Origin of the sequence: Lentzea cavernae (assembly GCF_014653695.1) — a bacterium.
Lineage (GTDB): Bacteria > Actinomycetota > Actinomycetes > Mycobacteriales > Pseudonocardiaceae > Lentzea > Lentzea cavernae.
On record NZ_BNAR01000001.1, the window covers coordinates 256,767 to 277,142 of the forward strand.

Consider the following 20,376-nt stretch of genomic DNA (forward strand, 5'->3'; position numbering starts at 1 on the left):
AGACTTCGTGGACTTCACGCAGACCGAGGAGCAGCGCGAACTGGCCGCGCTGACCCGCAAGATCCTCGACTCGTCCGACTCCCCGTGGCTCGACCTGGTCAAGTCCGGCGTCGTGCCGGAACAGCCCGACGAGTTCGGCGTCCTGGAACAGTGCTCGGTCCTGGTCGAGCTCGGCCGCGCGGTCTCCGACGTCCCCTACCTGCCCACGACGGTGGCGGCGTCGGCGCTCGCGCAGTTCGGCACGCCCGAGCAACGTTCGCGCTGGCTGACGCCGGGAACCGTGCTGTCGGTCGCGCTCTCCGAGGCCGGCGGCGTGAAGACGACGGTGCCGTTCACCAGCACCGCTGCGGCCTTCCTGGTGGCCGACGGCGACCAGGTGTTCCTCGTCGAGGCGGACCAGCTGGAGATCGCACCCCAGGAACTGGTCGACGGCTCGGATGCCGGGTCCTTCGAGTTCTCCGGGGGCGAGGTCGTTCCCGGCCTCTCCCCCGACTGGCTGATCACGCGGTACACGCTGGGGGTGTGCGCTCTGCAGCTCGGCGTGACCGAACGGGCGCTGGAGCTGACGGCCGAGTACGCGCGGACCCGCGTGCAGTTCGACCGGCCGATCGGCAGCTTCCAGGCCGTGGCGCAACGTCTCGCTGATGCGTACATCGACGTGGCGGCCATCCGCCTGACGCTCTGGCAGGCCGCCTGGAGGCTCTCCGAGGGCCTGGACGCGGCCGAGGAGGTGGCGACCGCCAAGTTCTGGGCCGCCGACGCAGGGCACCGCGTGGCGCACACCGCCGTGCACGTCCACGGCGGCACCGGAATCGACATGAGCCACGAGGTGCACCGCTACTTCACCGCGGCCAAGCGCAACGAGTTCGAGCTGGGCGGGGCGACCGCCCAGCTCCTGAAGCTCAGCGCAGCTTGGTGAGGCGTTCGACCGTCGCGTCGAACTCCGCGAGCAGGTCCGCCAGGACGTCCGCGACCGGGCGGACCTCGTTCATCCGCCCGACGACCTGCCCGACCGGCATCGACACCACGGACGGGTCGTCGGACCGGGCGATCCGCAGGTGCGCCTCGCTCACCAGCAGGTTCTGCAACGGCATCGGCAACGGGTCCGGCGCCTCCTCCGACGTCCACGCCTCGGTCCAGCGCGTCTTCAGCAGCCGCGCCGGTTTGCCGGTGTAGATGCGGGTGCGGACGGTGTCGCTGGAACCGGCGGCGAGCAACGCCTGCTGCGTGCTGGAGTTGCCGAGCGTGTACTCGGCGGTGGTGAGCCAGTACGAGCCCATCCACACACCGGACGCGCCGAGCGCCATCGCCGCCGCGGCCTGCCGGCCCGAGCCGATGCCGCCCGCGGCGAGCACCGGGACGTCCACCGCGTCCACGATCTCCGGCACGAGCACCATCGTCGCGACCTCACCCGTGTGGCCGCCGGCCTCGTACCCCTGGGCCACCACGATGTCGACGCCGTTGGCCACGTGCCTGCGGGCGTGTTCCGCCTTGCCCGCCAGCGCCGCCACCGGCACGCCGGCCGCGTGCGCGCGTTCGATGACGTCCGCGGGCGGGGAGCCCAGGGCGTTCGCGATGAGCCGGATCGGGTGTTCGAGTGCCACGTCGACGTGCGAGCGCGCGACGGAGTGCAGCCAGCCGAGCACGCCCTCACCGCCCTCGCCGTCGGGCAGCGGTGGCACGCCGAGCTTCAGCAGCGTCTGAGCCACGAAGTCCTTGTGGCTCTGCGGGATGAGCCCGGCCAGGTCGATCTGCGTGCCCTCCTTCGGCACGGTGGCGGGCATGACGATGTCGACACCGTACGGTTTGCCGTCGGTGTTCTCGTCCATCCACGTCAACGCGCGGTCGAGGTCCTCGGCCTCGTTGAACCGCACGCACCCGAGGACACCGAACCCGCCTGCCCGGCTGATCGCCGCCGCCACGTGCTCGGACGGCGTGAAGCCGAAGATCGGGTGCTCGATGCCCAGCTCGTCACACAGGCTGGTGCGCATGGTCCTCCACGTGGCGCTTCGCCCACTGGTAGTCGGGTTTGCCGCTCGGGGTGCGGCCGATCTCGTCGACGAGCCACAGCGACCGCGGCACCTTGTAGCCCGCGAGCGTCTCGCGCACGTGGGCGTCCAGTTCGGACAGTGTCGGCGTGGTGCCGTCGCGAGGCTGGACGATCGCGCCGACGCGCTGGCCGAGCAGGTCGTCCGGCACGCCGATCACGAGGGCGTCGAACACGTCCGGGTGCGACTTCAGCACGCCCTCGACCTCTTCGGGGAACACCTTCTCGCCGCCGGTGTTGACGCAGGTGTTGCCGCGCCCCAGCAACGTGATGTCGCCGTCCTCCTCGAAACGGGCGAAATCGCCGGGCACGGTGAACCGCCTGCCGTCGACCTCGACGAACATGCGCGCGGTCTTCTCGGGGTCCTTGTAGTAGCCGATCGGGATGTGCCCGCCGCGCGCCAGCTTGCCGATCACACCGGCCTTCGGTTCGAGCTTGTTGCCGTCGTCGTCGATGACGATGGTGTCCTCGTTGAGCTTCACCTTGGTGCCGTCGGTCTTCACGATCTCCTTGGGCACCGCGCCGATGCCGGTGGACCCGGTCTCGCTCGACCCGATCGACTCCAGCAGCGTCGTGTGCGGCAGGAGCTCCTGGTACTGCTTCTTGACGGTGTAGGAGAACAGGGCGGCGCTGCTGTTGAGGATGTACAGCGACGAGCCGTCGTACGAGCCGCGCTGGAACTCCTCGATCAGGGGCCGGCCCATCGCGTCCCCGGTGATCACGGCGACCTGGACCTTTTCCCTTTCGATCACCTGCCAGATCTCGACGGGGTCGAACTTGGGCACCAGCACCACCGTGCTGCAGCTGAACAACGCCCCGAGCACGGCCCACTGCGCCGCGCCGTGGATCAGCGGCGGCAGGCACAGCCGGATGAGCCCGTAGTCCTTGCCGGAGTTGGCCTGGTGCCACTCGTCCGTCAGCCGCTCGCCGGTGACGAAGTCGATGCCGCCGCCGAGCGTGCGCCACACGTCCTCGTGCCGCCACATCACGCCCTTGGGCATGCCGGTGGTGCCACCGGTGAACAGGATGTAGAGGTCGTCGGGGCTGCGCGGCGCGAAGTCGCGCTCCGCCGACTCCTCCGCCAGCGCCGTCTCGTAGTCCGCGCCCTCGAACGGTTCCTCGGACTCGTCGTCGATCACGACGGCGTGGCCGGGCACACCGACCTCCGCGACGAGCGGCGAGTACCGCCGTTCGTGTACGAGAGCGGTCAGGTCCGCTTCCCCGAAGAGGTATTGCAACTCGTTCTTGGTGTAGCGGTAGTTCACGTTGATGGCCACGGCCCGCAGCTTGTAGACCGCGAGCATGGCTTCGACCAGTTCGATCGAGTTGCGCGCGTAGAGGCCCACGTGCGAACCCTGCGTCACGCCGTTCTTTGCCAGGTGGTGAGCCAGTTTGTTGGCTCGCGCCTCAAGTTCGGCGTAGGTGACCCTCTTGGACCCGCAGACGAGCGCGGTCCGGTCGGGCACGGTGTCGGCGGCGTGTTCAACGAGGTCTGCGACGTTGAGGGCCATGGTGGCAAAGTAGAACGTGTTACTGTTCGGGACAATCCCCCGTGCGGTCAGACTCGATCCAGGAGGCGCGCGAATGACGACCACGACAGAACCACACGCGTTGGTGGACTTGGTGGACAACGTCCTGGTCGTCACGATGAACCGCCCGGAGGTCCGCAACGCCTTGTCGGGCCCCATGTTGGCCATCATGCGCGAAGCCTGGGACCGGGTGGACTCCGATCCGGACGTCCGGGTCTGCATCCTCACCGGCGCCGGCGGCTCGTTCTGCGCGGGCGCGGACCTCAAGGCCATGACCACCAACCACCCCAGCGAGAACGCCGGCAAGTTCGACTTCTCCGTCATCGAGCCACTGCTCAAAGGACGTCGATTGACGAAACCGCTCATCGCGGCGGTGGAAGGCCCCGCGGTCGCCGGTGGCACGGAGATCCTGCAGGCGACGGACATCCGCGTGGCCGGCGAGAGCGCGCGGTTCGGCGTGTCCGAGGCGCGCTGGGGCCTGTTCCCGTTGGGCGGCTCGGCCGTGCGGTTGCCGCGCCAGATCCCGTACACGGTCGCGGCCGACCTCCTGTTGACCGGGCGCCACATCAGGGCGGCGGAGGCCAAGGAGATCGGGCTGATCGGGCACGTGGTGCCGGACGGCCAGGCGCTGGACAAGGCCCTCGAACTCGCCGCGCTGATCACGGCCAACGGACCTGTCGCGGTGCGGAAGATCCTGCAGACCATGCGGGAGACCGAGGCGATGCACGAGAACGACGGGTTCAAAGTGGACGCACGGCTCGGCATGGAGGTGTTCTCCAGCGAGGACGCCAAGGAGGGGCCGCAGGCGTTCGCGGAGAAGCGCAAGCCGGAGTTCAAGGGTCGTTAGCATCGCCGTGTGACCCCTGTTGTGATCATCGACCTCGACGACTGCCTGATCCCGGACGGCACCGCGGCGCGCGCCGCCATCGCGGCGGTGCTCGACGAGTTCTCGATCACCGCGGACGAGCAGGCGGTCGACACGGTGCTGGCCGCCGCCCGCCGGGAGTGGCGCGACAACCGCCGCGTGACGCACCGCGAGGTGGAGCGGGTCGCGTCCTGGGAAGCGCTCTGGGCGGACTTCCACGACCTGCCGATGCCGCAGGAGGTGGTGCAGGCGCTGGTCGGCAACGACGTGCGGGCGTGGCGGCTCGCCCTCGACGACCTGGGCAGCACCGCCGACGCCACCACAGCCGCTCAGGCCTTCCGCAGACTGCGCAGCGCCCTGGTGATCCCGTTCCCCGGCGTGGAGTCCGCGTTGGACTCGCTGGGCGAACGCCACGAGCTGTGGCTGGCGACGGACGGCTGCCGGTCTCTGCAACGCACGAAGCTGCTGCTGTCCGGCCTCGCCGACCGGTTCCAGCGCGTGTTCGTCTCGGGCGAGGTCGGCCATCCCAAGGGCACGGCGGGGTTCACGGACGCCGTCAGGACCGCGCTGGCGGACGACAGGACCGTGTGCTTCGTCGTGGGCGACAGCGTCACCACCGATCTCCTGCTCGCGGAGACCGGTGGCTGGCCGTTCGTGCGCATCACCGGCGAGGTGAAGTTCGCCGGCGCTGCGGCGTTCTGCCGCTGCCTCTAAACGTTGTTGGCCGCGATGTACCCGAACGTCATGGCGGGCCCGATCGTCGACCCCGCCCCGGCGTAGCTGCGCCCCATGACGGCCGAGCTCACGTTGCCCGCCGCGTACAGGCCGGGGATCACCGAGCCGTCCGGCCGCAGCACGCGGGCACGGGCGTCGGTGACCAGTCCGCCCTTGGTGCCGAGGTCGCCGGGCACGATCTTGAAGGCGTAGAACGGCGGTGCCCACAGCGGTGCGAGGCACGAGTTCGGGAAGACCGCCGGGTCGGTGTAGTAGTGGTCGTAGGCGCTGTCGCCGCGCTGGAAGTCGGGATCGCGGCCGGTCATGGCCTGGCCGTTGAACCGGCTGACGGTCGACCTCAGGTTCGCTCCCGGCACTCCGATCGCCGAAGCCAGGCCGTCGAGCGACCAGTTCTTCACCACCGCACCGGACTGGTACCAGCCGTCGGGCAGCGGCAGGGTCGGCGCCACGTCGGCGAAGAGGTACCTGTTGCGGTAGTTCTGGTCCACGACGAGCCACGCCGGGATGCACGGGTCGGTGGGGTTCTTGTCGTACATGACGTGCACGACGTCACTGTAGGGCGCGGCCTCGTTGACGAACCGCCGGCCGGCCGCGTTGATCATCAGACCGCCGGGCAGCGTGCGTTCGGCGAGGCAGAAGTAGGGCGAGCCGGGGGTCGGGATGGCCGGGCCCCACCAGGCGTCGTCCATCAGGTCGAGCGCCGCGCCCGCCCGGATGCCCGCGCGGTGGCCGTCACCGGTGTTCTCCTTCGCGCCGACCGTCCACTGAGTACCGATCGGCTGACGCTGGTACTGGGCGCGCATGGCCGCGTTGTGTTCGAAGCCGCCGGAACCCATGATCACGCCACGACGTGCGCGCACGACACCTCGTGACGTCACCACGCCCCTGACGGCGCCGTTCTCCACCACCAGGTCCTGCAGGCCGGTGTTCAACCAGACCGGGACGTTCGCCTGCATCAGGCCCGCACGCAGACCACCGGCCAGCGCCTGGCCCATCGTCAACGGCTTCTGGCCCGCGAGAGCAGCGGCGGTGCCTCGTGCCAGTGCGGCGGCCGCGGTCGCGGCACCCTTCGCGTTGACCAGGGCTAGTGCGAGCCACTTGTAGTCGGCGCCGTAGATGACCATGCCGGCCGGCGTGGCGAGGTAGGGCGCGTTCAGGTTCGCGAGTTCGGCGCCGAGGATCCGGCCGTCGATCATCTCCGGCTCGATCGAACGGCCCTTCGCGATGCCGCCGGGGTACTCCGGGTAGTAGTCGCTGTAGCCGTCCATGTGCCGGAAGCGCAGCGGGCTGTTCCGCATGACGAACGAGATCATCTGCGGCCCGTGCGTCAGGTAGGCCTGCTGCCGCACCAGGGGGATGTTGCCGACCACCGCCGCCAGGTACTGCGCGGCCTTCGCGGGCGTGTCCGGGATGCCCGCGGCCAGGATCACCTCGTTGTTGGGGATCCAGATGCCGGCGCCCGAGCGCGCGGCCGAGCCCCCGTACGTCGGCGCCTTCTCCACGACCACGCAGCTCAGGCCGCGTTTGGCGGCGGCCAGCGCGGCCGTCATGCCGGCCGCGCCCGCACCGACCACGACGACGTCGAACTCGCCGAGGTCGGCGGAGGCGGTGGAGGGTCTGACCAGACCGGAAGCCAGCGCGAGGCCGGCTCCGGCGATCACCTGACGGCGGTTCAGGTTCATGGGGTCGCTCCAGACATCGTCTTGCGGTGGTCCCAGCTGGCGGTCTTCGTCGGGCGGAAGACCACGGCGACGCGCCTCGACATCGCCTTGCGCAGGGCATCGCGGGCTTGCGGGTCGTCGCCGACCTCGCCGAAGTTGCGCGCCACGACGGCGTCCACGACCGGACCGAGGTCCGTGAACTCGGTGACGCCCTCCATGTGCACGCCGCGCAGCTGGTCGTAGCTCTCCCCCGCCTCCGCCAGCACGCTGCAGCGCGGGTCCCGTCGCAGGTTCACGATCTTCTGCGACTTGCGGTCGGTGCAGAACACCAGCTCGCCGTCCACCCACGCGAACCACATCGGCGCGAGGTGCGGCAATCCGTTGCGGCCGATGGTCGCCACGATCAACGTCTTCTGGCCCTGCAGAAACGCTTCTACTTCGGCCGACGTCATCTTGATCGCGTCACGCACGATCGCGCAGCTTTCGCTTGTAGAGCTTGCCGTTCGGGTCACGCGGCAACTCGGCCATGTACTCGACAGTGCGCGGCAGCTTGAACTTCGCCAACCGCGTCCGAGCGAACTCCAGCAGCTCCTCGGTCAGCGCGTCGTCACCCTCGACCCCGTCCGCGGGCTGCACGACGGCCTTGATCGCCTCGCCCCAGTCCGGGTGCGGCACGCCGAACACCGCCACGTCCACGACCTTGGGGTGGCAGATCAGCTCACCCTCGATCTCCGCGGGGTAGATGTTCACCCCGCCTGAGATGATCATGTCGTTCTTGCGGTCGCACAGGAACAGGTAGCCGTCGGAGTCCAGATAACCGATGTCCTGCAACGTGAACAGCTTGCCCACCCGCGCGGCACGCGTCTTCTCGGAGTCCTTGTGGTACTCGAACGTCGAGTCGCCCATCCGCATGTAGACCAGGCCCTGCTCGCCCACCGGGAGCTCGGTCCCGTCCTCGCCCAGGATCTTGATCTCCGACGTCGGCCACGGCAGACCGACGGATCCGGGCTTGCGCAACCACTCCTGAGCGGTGATCGCCGTGCCACCGCCCTCGGTGGCCGCGTAGTACTCGATCACCACGGGCCCCCACCAGTCGAGCATGCGGCGCTTCACCTCGAGCGGGCACGGCGCCGCGCCGTGGATCATCGCGCGCAGCGAACCCATGTCGTACTTGGCTTTGACGTCGTCCGGCAGCGCCAGCAACCGGTGGAACTGGGTCGGCACCATGTGGCTGTGCGTCACCTCGTACCGCTCGATCAGCCGCAGCATCTCCTCTGGCGCCCAGTGGTCCATGAGCACCGCGGTGTGCCCGAGCTGGATCGAGATGGTCACGAAGTTGAGCACAGCCGTGTGGTAGAGCGGGGAACCGCACAGGTGCACGTGCCCGTCGTGCGGCTTGATCCCGAAGATGCCGAAGAACCAGGCGGCGGACGGCGGTACGGCGTCGGGGTCGGCGCCGGTCAACGGCCTGCGCACGCCCTTGGGCCGTCCGGTCGTGCCAGAGGTGTAGAGCATCGGCGAGCCGGTGGTGCGGCCGTCGGGCCTGCCCTCCTCGCCTTCACCGAGCTTCGCCAGCGGGGTGAACCCCGCGACCTCACCGACCGCGAACCGCGCGTCGGCCGGCAGACCGGCCGACGCCTCCGCCGCGGCCACCGCGAAGCGTTCGTGCGCGACGAAGGCCTTGGCACCGCTGTCCTGCACGAGGTACGCGACCTCGGCCCCGGTCAGGTGCCAGTTGGCCATCACGACGTAGAGGCCGGTCTGGTAGGCGGCGAAGTACACCGCCACCAGGTCGGCGCTGTTGGGCAGCATCAGCACGATGCTGTCGCCGGATTCGAGGCCCAGGGCCCGGAACCCGCGTCCGTAGCGGTTCGCGGTGTCCGCGAGCTCGGAGTAGGTGATCTCGCGACCGCTCGGATCGACCAGCGCGGTCAGGTCCGGCTGATCGGCTGCGATGTTCCAGAGTCCTGTGACCACACCCTCAAAGTAGAACGCGTTTCACCTACTGACAAGCCTCCGACAAGGCCTTGATCGAGGCAACGTCGCGGCATCCGACGAGCAACGTCGTGACACCCGCCTTCTCCCACCGCCGGACCTCCTCGCGCACGTGCTCGGCGTCGCCGACGATGCTGATCTCGGCCACCAACTCGTCCGGGACCACCTGCGCCGCCTCGTCCTTGCGCCCCGCCTGGAAGAGCTTGCCGACGTCCTGGACGACCTCGCCGTATCCCATGCGGGTGAACACCTCGGCGTGGAAGTTCATCCCGGGAGCACCCATTCCGCCGATGTACAAAGCGACGAACGGCTTCAGCATCGCCCGCACCGACTCGGGATCATCCGTCACGACGACCTGGCACGTGGCCGCGACCTCGAAGTTCTCCCTGCTACGACCCGACTTCGCGAAGCCCTCGTCGAGCCACTCGTTGTACATGTCGGCGAGCCGTGGCGCGTAGTAGATCGCGAGCCACCCGTCCGCGATCTCCGACGTCAGCGCGACGTTCTTCGGACCCTCCGCACCGAGCCAAATGGGCAGGTCAGCGCGCAACGGGTGGGTGATGGGCTTCAACGGTTTGCCGAGCCCCAGCGCACCAGGCCCCTGGTAGGGCAACGGGTAGTGCGGACCGTCGTTGCTCACCGGCGCCTCGCGCGCCATCACCTGCTGCAGGATCGACACGTACTCCCTGGTCCTGGCCAGGGGTTTCGCGAACGGCTGCCCGTACCAGCCCTCCACGACCTGCGGCCCGGACACGCCGAGCCCGAGGATGAACCGGCCACCGGACAGGTGGTCCAGCGTCAGCGCGTGCATCGCGCAGGCGGCCGGCGTGCGCGCCGACATCTGCACGACGGACGTGCCGAGCCGCACCCTCGACGTCTCGGATCCCCACCACGCCAACGGGGTGAACGCGTCCGATCCCCACGCCTCGGCGGCGAACACCGCGTCGAAGCCGAATTCCTCCGCCGCCGCCACGAGAACGGCGGCGTTCTGAGGCGGACCGGCGCCCCAGTACCCGAGCTGCAGACCGAGCTTCATGCACCCATCTTGCCACCATTTCGAGAACCTGTTTCACTTTGATCTGTGACTCGGCCGCTGAGTGCTCCGCTCGACGTTGGCTTCGACTACACGCGCTCCCTCGGCCCGACGCTGGGCCGGTTCCTCTCGGATCTGCGCCGCCGCAGGGTGACCGGGATCCGCGGCAGCGACGGGCGCGTGCACGTGCCGCCGCTCGAGTACGACCCCGTGACCGCCGAACGCCTCCACGAGTTCGTGGACGTGGCGGCGACCGGTGTCGTGCGCGGGTGGTCGTGGATTCCCGAGCCCCTCGAAGGACAGCCGCTCGACCGGCCGTTCGCGTGGGCGCTCGTCCAGCTCGACGGCGCGGACACCTCGCTGCTGCACGCCGTCGACGCCGGTTCGCCCGATCAGATCTCCACGGGCGCACGTGTGCGTGCGAGGTGGCGCGGGGAACGAGTCGGTGCGATCACGGACATCGAGTGCTTCGAGCTCTCCGACGAGCCGGCGGAGGAACCGGCCGACGCCGATGACGTCACGATGGTCACCACGCCGGTGAACCTGCACTACACGCACTCGGCGTCGCCGACGGAGGACCCGTTCCTGCGCGGTCTCATGGAGGGAAGGCTGATCGCCCAGCGCTGCCCGTCCTGCGAGAAGGTCTACTTCCCGCCGCGACCGGCGTGTCCGACGGACGGCGTGCCGACCACGGACCAGATCGAGCTCACCGACCGCGGCACGATCACGACGTTCTGCGTGGTCAACGTGCCGTTCCTCGGCCAGCGCATCCCACCGCCGTACGTCTCGGCGTACGTGCTGCTCGACGGCGCGGACATCCCGTTCCTGCACCTGCTGCTCGGCGTCGCACCCGAGGACGTGCGGATGGGCATGCGCGTCGAGGCCGTGTGGAAGCCGCGCGAGGAGTGGGGACCGACCATGCAGAACATCGACCACTTCAAGCCGTCCGGTGAGCCGGACGCGCCGTTCGACTCCTACTCCCAGCACCTGTGAGGCTCGTGTGCGTGACATTGCGGTAGTCGGCTTCGCGCAGACGCCCTGCGTGCGCGAGACCGACGGCACCACCAACGGTGTCGAGATGCTGGTGCCGATCTTCCACGAGGTGCTCGGCGGGCTCGGGCTCACCAAGACCGACATCGGGTTCTGGTGCTCGGGCTCCTCGGACTACCTGGCGGGACGCGCGTTCTCGTTCGTCTCGGCGGTCGACGCGATCGGCGCGTTCCCGCCGATCGCCGAGTCGCACGTCGAGATGGACGCGGCCTGGGCGCTCTACGAGGCGTGGGTCAAGTTGCTCTGCGGCGAGGTCGACACCGCCCTCGTCTACGGCTTCGGCAAGTCGTCGGCCGGGCAGCTGCGCCGCGTCATGGCGATGCAGCTCGACCCCTACGTGGTCACACCGCTGTGGCCGGACTCCCTGGGTCTGGCGGGAATCCAGGCGCGCATGGGCATCGAGAACGGCCTGTGGGACGAGCGCGCGATGGCCGCCGTGGCCGCGCAGAGCCGTTCCGCCGCCCTCTCCAACCCGCTGGCCCAGCTGTCCGGCAAGGTCGACGCCGACGAGTTGCTGACCTTGCCCTACGTCGCGGATCCGTTGCGCCGCCACGACTGCGCGCCCATCACCGACGGCGCCGCGGCGGTCGTGCTGGCCGCCGGGGACCGAGCACGCGAACTGTGCGAACGCCCGGCGTGGATCACCGGCTTCGAACACCGCGTGGACTCACCGTCGTTCGGCACCCGCGACCTCACCACGTCGCCCTCCGCGGTGGCAGCGGGCAAGGCGGCGGGCGCCGACGGCGTCCAGGTGGCCGAGCTGCACGCGCCGTTCACCCACCAGGAGATCCTGCTGCGTCAGGCACTCGGCCTCGGCGACGACGTGACCGTCAACCCGTCCGGCGGCGTGCTGGCGGGCAACCCGATGTTCGCGGCCGGCCTGGCCCGCATCGGCGAGGCCGCCCGCCGGATCCACGACGGCACCGCCTCCAAGACCCTCGGGCACGCGACCAGCGGCCCGTTGCTCCAGCAGAACCTCGTCTGCGTCATGGAAGGGCGGGAGTAGATGCGACCGGCAGCAGTGGTCGGCACCGGCCAGACGCACCACGCGGCGAAACGCCTCGACGTGTCGATGGCGGGCCTGTGCCGCGAGGCGATCGACCGCGCGATGGCCGACGCCGGCGTGGACTGGTCCGACATCGACGCCGTGGTCCTCGGCAAGGCACCGGACCTGTTCGAGGGCGTGATGATGCCCGAACTGTTCCTCGCGGACGCCCTGGGCGCCGTCGGCAAACCGTTGCTGCGCGTGCACACCGCCGGCTCGGTCGGCGGCAGCACCGGCAACGTGGCCGCGTCGCTCGTCCAGTCCGGCGTCCACGACCGCGTGCTGGCCGTGGCCTTCGAGAAGCAGTCCGAGTCCAACGCCATGTGGGCGCTCTCCGTGCCGACACCGTTCACCATGCCCGTGCACGCGGGCGCGGGCGGCTACTTCGCCCCGCACGTGCGCTCCTACATCCGCCGTTCCGCTGCACCTGAGCACATCGGCGCGATGGTCGCCGCCAAAGATCGTCGCAACGGTTCCAAGAACCCTTACGCACACCTGAAACAGCCGGACATCACCGTCGAGTCGGTGCAGGCCTCCACCATGCTGTGGGACCCCATCCGTTACGACGAAACATGTCCCTCATCAGACGGCGCCTGCGCGGTCGTGATCTCGTCGGAACCCACGTCGGGTCAGGCCGCCTGGATCCGCGCGACGGCGATGCGCACCGAGCCCACGACGTTCGCCGGCCGCGACCAGGTGAATCCCCAGGCAGGCCAAGACGCCGCACGGGCGTTGTGGAAGCAGGCCGGCATCACCGACCCGCTGTCCGAAGTGGACGCCGCCGAGATCTACGTCCCGTTCTCCTGGTTCGAACCGATGTGGCTCGAGAACCTCGGTTTCACCGACATCGGCCAGGGCTGGAAGCTCACCGAGGCGGGCGAGACCGAGATAGGCGGCCGCCTGCCGGTCAACCCGAGCGGCGGCGTGCTCTCGTCCAACCCCATCGGCGCCTCGGGCCTGCTGCGCTTCGCCGAAGCCGCCATGCAGGTCATGGGCACCGCGGGAGACCACCAGGTCGACGGCGCGCGGGTCGCGCTGGGCCACGCCTACGGCGGCGGCTCGCAGTTCTTCGCCATGTGGGTCGTAGGATCGGAGAAGCCTTGAAGTTCACCGTGGGCATCGCCATGAGCCCGCTCGACCAGCTGACCGAGCTGGCCCAGTGCGCCGAGGAGTGCGGCTACGCCTCCATCGCCCTGCCGGACTCCCTCTTCTTCTCGGAGAAGGTCTCCGCGGACTACCCGTACACCCCGGACGGCTCCCGCATGTGGAACGCCGACACCCCCTGGGTGGACCCGTTCGTGGCCGCAGCAGCGATGGGCGCCGTCACGTCCCGCATCAACTTCTACACCCAGGTCCTCAAACTGGGCTCCCGCAACCCACTCCTCCTGGCCCGCCAGGTCGGCTCCGTGGCCCACATGACCGGCAACCGCTTCGGCTTCGGCGTGGGCCTGGGCTGGTCACCGGAGGAGTTCGAGTGGTGCGGCGTCCCCTTCAAGAACCGCGGCCCCCGCGTGGACGAGATGATCGACGTCCTCAAACTCGTGCTCGGCGGCGGCATGGTCGAGTACCACGGCGACTACTTCGACTTCGACCGCCTCCAGATGTCGCCGGCACCCACTTCGCCGGTGCCGTTCTACGTCGGCGGTCACTCCGCCGCCGCGTTGAAGCGCGCCGCCCGCGTCGGGGACGGCTGGACGTCGGCGATGATCAAGTTCGAGGAGCTCAAGTCGGTGATCGCCCAGCTCACCGATCTCGGCTGCTTCGAGCGGCCGTTCGAGATCCAGGCCGTGTGCATCGACCGGTTCGGGCTCGACGGGTACAAGCAGCTCGACGAGGTCGGCGTGACCGACACGATCGTGGTGCCCTGGCTGTTCTACGGCGTCGGCTTCGACGGCAGCCTGCAGGCCAAGAAGGACGGACTTCGGCGCTTCGCCGACGAGGTGATCGGAGAGTTCGCGTGACCGCAGTGACCTGGACGGCTTCCAAGACAGAAACCCCGGCCCGCGTGGCGTCCTGGCGCTCCATGGACTGCGTGACCCGCGGCGCCAAGGACGAGTGGCTGGCCCTCTTCGCCGAGGACGCCGTCGTCGAGGACCCGGTGGGCCCGTCGATGTTCGACGCCGAAGGCAAGGGCCATCACGGCAAGGAGGCGATCTCCGCCTTCTGGGACCTCGCCATCGCCAACGTGGAACGCTTCGAGTTCGCCATGCACGACTCGTTCGCCGCCGGCTCGGAGTGCGCGAACGTCGGCACGATCAGCGCGTTCCTGCCCGGTGGGGCGCGCGTCGACACCGAGGGCGTGTTCGTCTACAACGTGGGCGAGGACGGCCTGATCAAGTCGATGAGGGCGTTCTGGGAGACGGAACGGGCGCTGGCGACGTTGCGCGTCGAGACCTGATCACCCACAGCATGAGGCCCCTCCGTCCGCAGGCGGAGGGGCCTCAGTCGTATACGAGCGCTGGCGTAACGCGGGTGTCAATCGGAACGACCATCAGGGCGAACGAAGGAGACGCCCATGAGAGCAGTACTTGCCGTCATGCTCCTCATGGCGGTCGCCTCCTGCAGTTCGAGCGGATCCACCCGAGCCACGCCGACATCGAGCAGCACGGCGACCACGACGACCGCGCCGACGACGACCACGAGCAAGACGAAGTTCCTGCAGGTCTGGGAGCGGGAACTCACGGCTGCGTCTCCCCGCAAGAAGTGCCAGAGTGCCGACGCGTTCACCTCCCAGTGCGTGCTCGCACTGGAGAACTTCGCGACCACGATCGAGAAGCTCGCGAAGACCGTTGCGGTCGACGGTGCCAAGTACCTCGACACGGGCCTGACAGCACTCGAAGTCAGGGACGCTGCCCGCACGTGGAACGAGCAGTGCGTCACCGAACCACCTGAGGTTCGCGGCAAGCGAGGCTGCCTCCAGGCGCTCTTCAAGGCCATCAACGGAGACGAAGCAATCATCTCCGAGATCTACGAGGCCGAGCAGACCCGCTGACACCCAGGCCGACAACCACAGCCGGTCTCCACGCCTCCGTCCGCAGGCGGAGGGGCCTCAGTCGTCTCACGCATGGCAATGGCGAAGCCGAGCCCTTGGCCGCCAACGGCAATGGCGAAGCCGAGGCGTGCGAACCTCTCTCGGCTGAGCAAGCGGTGGTGACGCAACCACGACGGCGATTGGGGCTTGACTTTGGGTGTGAGGCCCTACACTGATCGATCGGCTGGGCTCCTTGATGCCCCAGCTTTTCAAGGCCGATCCAGGGCCTCACAAGGGCCCCGAAGTCAAGCCCCAATCGCAATCGTCGCGAAGCGGCGATGACCGGCACCGGCTCGTCACAGGCACGAACCGTCACGAGTACTGGACCCGGAACTCCTTGATGCCGTTGAGCCACCCGGACCGCAGCCGCCGCGGCTCCGCCAGCTGCTTGATGTTCGGCATCGCGTCCGCGATCGCGTTGAAGATCAGGTCGATCTCCAGCCGGGCGAGGTTCGCCCCGATGCAGAAGTGCGCCCCACTCCCCCCGAATCCGAGGTGCGGGTTCGGGTCACGGGTGATGTCGAACGTCTCCGGCGACTCGAACACCTCCTCGTCGAAGTTCGCCGACGAGTAAAACATCCCCACACGCTGCCCCTGCTTGATCTCCACACCGCTCAGCTCGGTGTCGGCCATCGCGGTCCGCTGGAACGACACCACCGGCGTGGCCCACCGAACGATCTCATCCCCAGCAGTAGCAGGCCGCGACGACTTGAACAGCTCCCACTGCTCAGGGTGGTCGAAGAACGCCTTCATCCCGTGCGTGATCGCATTACGAGTGGTCTCATTACCCGCCACCGCGAGCAACAACACGAAGAACCCGAACTCCTCGGAAGCCAGCCCGGCCCCGTCCACATCGGCCTGGACCAGCTTCGTCACGATGTCCGACCGCGGGCACTTCCGCCGATCCTCCGCCATGGTCCACGAGTACCCGAGCAACTCGGTCGCGGCGGTCAGCGGCTCGATCTCGAACTCGGGGTCGTCATACGCGATCATCTGGTTCGACCAGTCGAAGATCTTCCGCCGATCGTCCTGCGGGATCCCGATCAACTCGGCGATCGCCTGCAACGGCAACTCGCACGCCACGTCCGAGACGAAGTCACCGCTGCCCTTCTCCAGCGCCTCGGCCACGATCTGCTCGGCCCGGGACGCCAGCGCGTCCCGCAGGTTGTTGACCGCCCGGGGAGTGAAGCCGCGCGACACGATCGCGCGCTGCTTGGTGTGGGTCGGCGGGTCCATGTTGAGCAACAGCAGCCGCTGCATCTCGATGTTGTCGCGCGGCATGTCCTCCTTGAAGCGGATGATCGCCGTGTTCTCGCGACTGGAGAACAGCTCGCTGTTGCGCGAGACCTCCTTGACGTCGCGGTGCTTCGTCACGACCCAGAAGCCGTCGTCGGGGAACCCGGCCGAGCCCTGCGGTATGGAGTTCCACCAGATCGGCGCGGTCTGGCGCAGTTCGGCGAACTCCTCGAACGGCAGCCGGCTCGCGTACATGTCGGGGTCGGTGAAGTCGAAGCCTTCCGGGATGCGCGGCTTGCTCACGAGCAACCTCCTAGGTGGAACGCGTTCTATCCGATTCAAACACGCTTGCGCCTTGTGTTGAAGCCCCCACACGGCCAATCTGGAGCCTTACAGGAACGTGTTCTAGTTTCCAGTCCTAGGAGGCTCGCGTGGGCAGTCCGGTGATCGTGGGAGCGGTGCGCACGCCCATCGGCAGGCGGAACGGCTGGTTGTCCGGCCTGCACGCCGCCGAGCTCCTCGGTGCGGCACAACGGGGACTGCTCGACAGGACAGGTGCCGATCCGTCCACCGTCGAACAGGTCATCGGCGGCACCGTCACCCAGGCGGGCGAACAGTCGAACAACATCACCCGGACGGCCTGGCTGCACGCGGGCCTGCCGCAGACCACCGGCTGCACCACGGTCGACGCCCAGTGCGGCTCGGCCCAGCAGTCCACGCACCTCATCGCCGGTCTCATCGCGGCGGGCGCCATCGACGCCGGCATCGCGTGCGGGGTGGAGGCGATGAGCCGCGTGCCGTTGCGCAGCAACATCGGCGAGACCGGCATGCCGCGCCCCGACTCGTGGACGATCGACCTGCCCAACCAGTTCGTCGCCGCCGAGCGCGTCGCGGAACGGCGTGGCATCGGGCGCGAGGAGGTCGACCGGTTCGGCGTCCAGTCGCAGAACCGGGCTCGGGCGGCGTGGGCGGCGGGACGGTTCACCGCCGAGGTCGTGCCGGTGAAGGTCGGCGAGGACCTCGTGGACACCGACCAGGGCCTGCGCGAGACGTCCCTCGAAGCGCTGGCCGCACTCAAACCCGTCGTCCCGGACGGTGTGCACACCGCCGGAACGTCGTCGCAGATCTCGGACGGCGCCTCGGCCGTGATGGTCGTGGACGAGGAGTTCGCGCGGGCGCACGGCCTCACCCCGCGAGCCCGGATCGTCACGCAGTGCCTGGTCGGCTCGGACCCGTACTACCACCTGGACGGGCCCGTCGACGCCACCGCGCGCCTGCTCAAGCGCAGCGGCATGAAGATGGCCGACATCGACCTGTTCGAGGTCAACGAGGCGTTCGCGTCTGTCGTGCTGTCGTGGGCCGCGGTGCACCGGCCGAACCTCGACCGGGTCAACGTCAACGGCGGCGCCATCGCGATCGGTCACCCGGTGGGCAGTTCCGGGACTCGGTTGATCACGACCGCGCTGCACGAGCTGGAGCGCCGGGACGCGACCACGGCGTTGATCACGATGTGCGCCGGCGGGGCCATGGCCACCGGCACGATCATCGAACGGATCTGAGCTCCTCCGCCGGGTACGGGGTCCGCCGGCTCTCGTGCTGGAACCGGCGGTAGAAGTCCTTCATCACCGCCGCGACCTCGTTGTGGCGGTGGAGGACCTCCGCCACCCGCGGCGGAACCCCCTGTGAGCGCAGGGCGTACGAGAACCACATCACCAGGTGCGTCACGGTGTAGTACCGGTCGTAGCCCTCGTTGAGGGCGAAGAACGCGGTCTCCTCCTCGGACAGGTCGAAGGCGGAGGAGATCGCGAGGCCGTAGTCGGCGAAGTAGAGGCGCTCGCCGTCGGTCAGGACGTTCTGGAAGTGGCCGTCGAAGTGCAGCAGCCCGCGGGAGTTCATGAACTCGACCCCGGCGGCCAGCTCCCGTTCGACCATCTCGCAAGCGCTCGCGAGGTCGTCCTGGCCGTTCAGCCAGTCGTGCAGGTTGTGAGGGAAGTACTCCAGGAACAGCGCGATGCTCGTCCTCGACTCCCGCAGCGCTTCGATCCGCGGGCCGATCTCCGGTCCCCAGTAGCCGACCGCCTTCTCCAGCTCTTCAGACAGCGTCTGGCCGGGGTGCGGCAGAACCCGCCAGTGGTACATCAAAGGGAAGCCGTCGTGCTCACCCGCCAGCACCCAGTTCGTGGTCATCACGTGCACGGCCAGCTCGCGCCACGCCCCGAAACCCGCAGCCCCGACCAATCCGACGCCGTAGTGCGCGTGCACGGGCAGGTCGAACAGGTTCGCGGTCGACCCGGCGTTCCGCAGCTCCAGGTCGGTCAACGGCAACCGCTTCACGAACACCGGTGTGCCTCCGACGTCCAGCAACGCCGTCGGCCCGCCGATGCCCGTACCGATCGGTTCGGCTCGTTCCACCAGCTCACGCAGTTCCTGGTCGGTGAGCAGCGACAACGCGGACGAAACGGCGGCGTGGGAGGCCTGACGGGTCACATGATCGAAGTTACTCGGCTCCGTAGACCGGCACCGGGTGGTCCTCGGCGACCAACTCGCGCACGACGGGCCCGAGCTCGTCGGGCGACCACCGCGAGCCCTTGTCGGCCTCCGGCCCGCGCTGCCACCCGTGCACCACGCAGACGCGCCCGCCATCGACCTCGAACATCCGCCCGGTCACGTCCCCGGCCTCCTCGCTGCCGAGCCACACGACCAGCGGCGAGACGTTCTCCGGGGCCATCGCGTCGAACCCGTCCTCCGGCGGCGCCATCATCTCCGCGAACGTCGACTCGGTCATCCGGGTCCGCGCGGCGGGGGCGATCGCGTTGACCGTGACCCCGTACCGCGCCAGCTCGGCGGCCGCGACCAGCGTCAACGAGGCGATGCCCGCCTTGGCGGCCGAGTAGTTCGCCTGCCCGACGCTGCCGAAGAGCCCCGCGCCCGACGACGTGTTGATCACCCGTCCGCTGACGGCTCCCCCAGCCTTGTGCACGGCCCGCCAGTGCGCCGCGGCGTGGTGCAGCGTCGCGAAGTGGCCTTTGAGGTGCACGCGGACGACCTCGTCCCACTCGTCCTCGCCGCAGCCGACCACCATCCGGTCGCGCACGATGCCGGCGTTGTTCACGAGGACGTCCAAGCCGCCGAACTCGGAGACCGCCGCCTCGACAAGTCGCTGGGCACCGCTCCACGTCCCGACGTCGTCGGTGTTGACGATCGCCCGCGGCCCGATCAACGCGGCCACCTCGCCCGCGACCTCCGCGGACAGGTCGTTCACCACGACCCGCGCCCCGGTGGCGCCGAACGCCAGCGCGTGGGCACGGCCGATGCCGCGCCCCGCTCCCGTCACGATCACGACCCGGCTCATGAAGACTCCCCATCGGCTGCGGTCAGGAACGCGGGCGCCTCTCCCCCGCCGTGAACGACCAAGGTCGCGCCACTCACGTACGACGCCAGCGGCGAGGCGAGGAACACCGCACAGGCGCCCACCTCGTCGGGAGAGGCGAGACGCCCCAACGGCACGGTCCGCGCCACGGCCTCGATCCCGGCCTCGGAGCCGTAGTGCAGGTGCGACTGTTCAGTCCGCACCATGCCCACGGCCAGCGCGTTGACCCGCACCTTCGGCGCCCACTCCACGGCCAGCGACGACGTCAGGCTGTCGAGACCGGCTTTCGCGGCGCCATAAGCAGCGGTCCCAGGTGACGGACGCCGCCCGCTGACGCTGCTCACGTTGACGATCGAGCCGCCAGAGGCCTGCGTCTGCATCACGGCGTTCGCCGCCTGCGACACCAGCAACGGCGCCAGCAGGTTCAGCTCGACGATCCTCGAATGGAACCGCGGCGACGCCTTGTCCGCCAACGCGAACGGCGCCCCACCGGCGTTGTTGACCACCACGTCCAGCCGGCCGTGCCCGGTGACGATCCCGGCCACCAGCTCGGACACCTGGTCCGCGTCCCGCACGTCACACGGCACGAACGACGCGCCATCCACCTCCGCAGGTCGTCGAGCACACGTCACGACGACGGCCCCGGCCGAGAGGAACGCGCGGGTGATGCCGAGACCGACACCCCGCACGCCGCCCGTCACGAGGACCACTGCTCCGTCGAGGTCCAGTTCCACCAGCACCTACCCCGGTCGCTCCGGCACTGCTAAATTACCAAGCAA

20 protein-coding genes are annotated in these 20,376 nt (G+C 69.0%); 10 read left to right on the top strand and 10 right to left on the bottom strand.

What is annotated here, in order from left to right; translation table 11 throughout:
- Nucleotides 1-7 precede the first annotated feature (7 nt).
- Nucleotides 8-919: an acyl-CoA dehydrogenase family protein gene (locus tag IE307_RS01255; RefSeq protein ID WP_191295571.1), complete on the top strand. Its 912-nt coding sequence runs from the start codon at nt 8-10 to the stop codon at nt 917-919.
- Here IE307_RS01255 and IE307_RS01260 read toward each other — a convergent pair.
- Together IE307_RS01260 and IE307_RS01265 are read right to left on the bottom strand one after the other, a co-directional pair.
- Nucleotides 903-1,991 (bottom strand): NAD(P)H-dependent flavin oxidoreductase, encoded by a 1,089-nt coding sequence (locus IE307_RS01260; RefSeq protein WP_191295572.1) that lies wholly within the window; start codon nt 1,989-1,991, stop codon nt 903-905. The two genes, IE307_RS01255 and IE307_RS01260, sit on opposite strands and share 17 nt — an antisense overlap.
- Nucleotides 1,972-3,558 carry an acyl-CoA synthetase gene (locus IE307_RS01265; RefSeq protein WP_191295573.1) on the bottom strand — a complete coding sequence of 529 codons (1,587 nt, stop codon included), beginning with the start codon at nt 3,556-3,558 and terminating at the stop codon, nt 1,972-1,974. The genes IE307_RS01260 and IE307_RS01265 overlap by 20 nt, the downstream gene beginning before the upstream one ends.
- 73 nt (nt 3,559-3,631) lie before the next feature.
- On the opposite strand from IE307_RS01265, the gene IE307_RS01270 reads away from it, so the two are divergent.
- Together IE307_RS01270 and IE307_RS01275 are read left to right on the top strand one after the other, a co-directional pair.
- Nucleotides 3,632-4,423 (top strand): crotonase/enoyl-CoA hydratase family protein, encoded by a 792-nt coding sequence (locus tag IE307_RS01270; RefSeq protein WP_191295574.1) that lies wholly within the window; start codon nt 3,632-3,634, stop codon nt 4,421-4,423.
- Between the two features lie 9 nt (nt 4,424-4,432).
- Nucleotides 4,433-5,155 carry an HAD family hydrolase gene (locus tag IE307_RS01275; RefSeq protein WP_191295575.1) on the top strand — a complete coding sequence of 241 codons (723 nt, stop codon included), beginning with the start codon at nt 4,433-4,435 and terminating at the stop codon, nt 5,153-5,155.
- Here the strand turns inward: IE307_RS01275 and kstD are convergent.
- From kstD to IE307_RS01295, 4 genes are read right to left on the bottom strand one after another with little or no spacing between them, the layout of a single operon-like run.
- Entirely contained in the window at nt 5,152-6,858 is a 1,707-nt protein-coding gene (gene kstD / locus IE307_RS01280; RefSeq protein ID WP_191295576.1) for a 3-oxosteroid 1-dehydrogenase, read from the bottom strand. The two genes, IE307_RS01275 and kstD, sit on opposite strands and share 4 nt — an antisense overlap.
- On the bottom strand, nt 6,855-7,307 hold the full coding sequence (locus tag IE307_RS01285; RefSeq protein ID WP_229904269.1) for a pyridoxamine 5'-phosphate oxidase family protein: 453 nt from the start codon (nt 7,305-7,307) through the stop codon (nt 6,855-6,857). The genes kstD and IE307_RS01285 overlap by 4 nt, the downstream gene beginning before the upstream one ends.
- Nucleotides 7,300-8,814 (bottom strand): acyl-CoA synthetase, encoded by a 1,515-nt coding sequence (locus tag IE307_RS01290; protein ID WP_191295577.1) that lies wholly within the window; start codon nt 8,812-8,814, stop codon nt 7,300-7,302. Before IE307_RS01290 ends, IE307_RS01285 begins: the two co-directional genes overlap by 8 nt.
- 25 nt (nt 8,815-8,839) lie before the next feature.
- Nucleotides 8,840-9,868, bottom strand: coding sequence for an LLM class F420-dependent oxidoreductase (locus IE307_RS01295; protein WP_191295578.1), 1,029 nt, complete (start codon nt 9,866-9,868; stop codon nt 8,840-8,842).
- Nucleotides 9,869-9,913: 45 nt separating this feature from the next.
- Here IE307_RS01295 and IE307_RS01300 point away from each other — a divergent pair, with 45 nt between their 5' ends.
- The 6 genes from IE307_RS01300 to IE307_RS01325 all read left to right on the top strand — a co-directional run bounded on the left by IE307_RS01300 (nt 9,914) and on the right by IE307_RS01325 (nt 14,952).
- On the top strand, nt 9,914-10,858 hold the full coding sequence (locus IE307_RS01300; RefSeq protein WP_191295579.1) for a Zn-ribbon domain-containing OB-fold protein: 945 nt from the start codon (nt 9,914-9,916) through the stop codon (nt 10,856-10,858).
- Between the two features lie 7 nt (nt 10,859-10,865).
- Nucleotides 10,866-11,921 carry a thiolase family protein gene (locus IE307_RS01305; protein ID WP_191295580.1) on the top strand — a complete coding sequence of 352 codons (1,056 nt, stop codon included), beginning with the start codon at nt 10,866-10,868 and terminating at the stop codon, nt 11,919-11,921.
- Nucleotides 11,922-13,064: a thiolase family protein gene (locus tag IE307_RS01310; protein WP_191295581.1), complete on the top strand. Its 1,143-nt coding sequence runs from the start codon at nt 11,922-11,924 to the stop codon at nt 13,062-13,064.
- On the top strand, nt 13,061-13,921 hold the full coding sequence (locus IE307_RS01315) for a TIGR03619 family F420-dependent LLM class oxidoreductase (RefSeq protein ID WP_191295582.1): 861 nt from the start codon (nt 13,061-13,063) through the stop codon (nt 13,919-13,921). The genes IE307_RS01310 and IE307_RS01315 overlap by 4 nt, the downstream gene beginning before the upstream one ends.
- Complete coding sequence (locus IE307_RS01320) at nt 13,918-14,358, top strand: nuclear transport factor 2 family protein (RefSeq protein WP_229904270.1); 441 nt, start codon at nt 13,918-13,920, stop codon at nt 14,356-14,358. The genes IE307_RS01315 and IE307_RS01320 overlap by 4 nt, the downstream gene beginning before the upstream one ends.
- Nucleotides 14,359-14,475: 117 nt before the next feature.
- Nucleotides 14,476-14,952, top strand: a complete 477-nt coding sequence (locus IE307_RS01325) for a hypothetical protein (protein WP_191295583.1) — start codon at nt 14,476-14,478, stop codon at nt 14,950-14,952.
- A 351-nt stretch (nt 14,953-15,303) separates the two neighbouring features.
- Here IE307_RS01325 and IE307_RS01330 read toward each other — a convergent pair whose 3' ends face one another.
- Entirely contained in the window at nt 15,304-16,530 is a 1,227-nt protein-coding gene (locus IE307_RS01330; RefSeq protein WP_191295584.1) for a cytochrome P450, read from the bottom strand.
- Nucleotides 16,531-16,658: 128 nt separating this feature from the next.
- Between IE307_RS01330 and IE307_RS01335 the strand changes: the two genes are divergently transcribed.
- Nucleotides 16,659-17,786 carry a steroid 3-ketoacyl-CoA thiolase gene (locus tag IE307_RS01335; protein ID WP_191295585.1) on the top strand — a complete coding sequence of 376 codons (1,128 nt, stop codon included), beginning with the start codon at nt 16,659-16,661 and terminating at the stop codon, nt 17,784-17,786.
- On the opposite strand, the gene IE307_RS01340 is transcribed toward IE307_RS01335, so the two are convergent.
- From IE307_RS01340 to IE307_RS01350, 3 genes are read right to left on the bottom strand one after another with little or no spacing between them, the layout of a single operon-like run.
- Entirely contained in the window at nt 17,770-18,714 is a 945-nt protein-coding gene (locus tag IE307_RS01340) for a protein kinase family protein (protein ID WP_191295586.1), read from the bottom strand. The genes IE307_RS01335 and IE307_RS01340 overlap by 17 nt on opposite strands.
- Nucleotides 18,715-18,724: 10 nt before the next feature.
- Nucleotides 18,725-19,579, bottom strand: a complete 855-nt coding sequence (locus IE307_RS01345; RefSeq protein WP_191295587.1) for an SDR family oxidoreductase — start codon at nt 19,577-19,579, stop codon at nt 18,725-18,727.
- Nucleotides 19,576-20,337 carry an SDR family oxidoreductase gene (locus IE307_RS01350; protein WP_229904271.1) on the bottom strand — a complete coding sequence of 254 codons (762 nt, stop codon included), beginning with the start codon at nt 20,335-20,337 and terminating at the stop codon, nt 19,576-19,578. The genes IE307_RS01345 and IE307_RS01350 overlap by 4 nt, the downstream gene beginning before the upstream one ends.
- Nucleotides 20,338-20,376 lie beyond the last annotated feature (39 nt).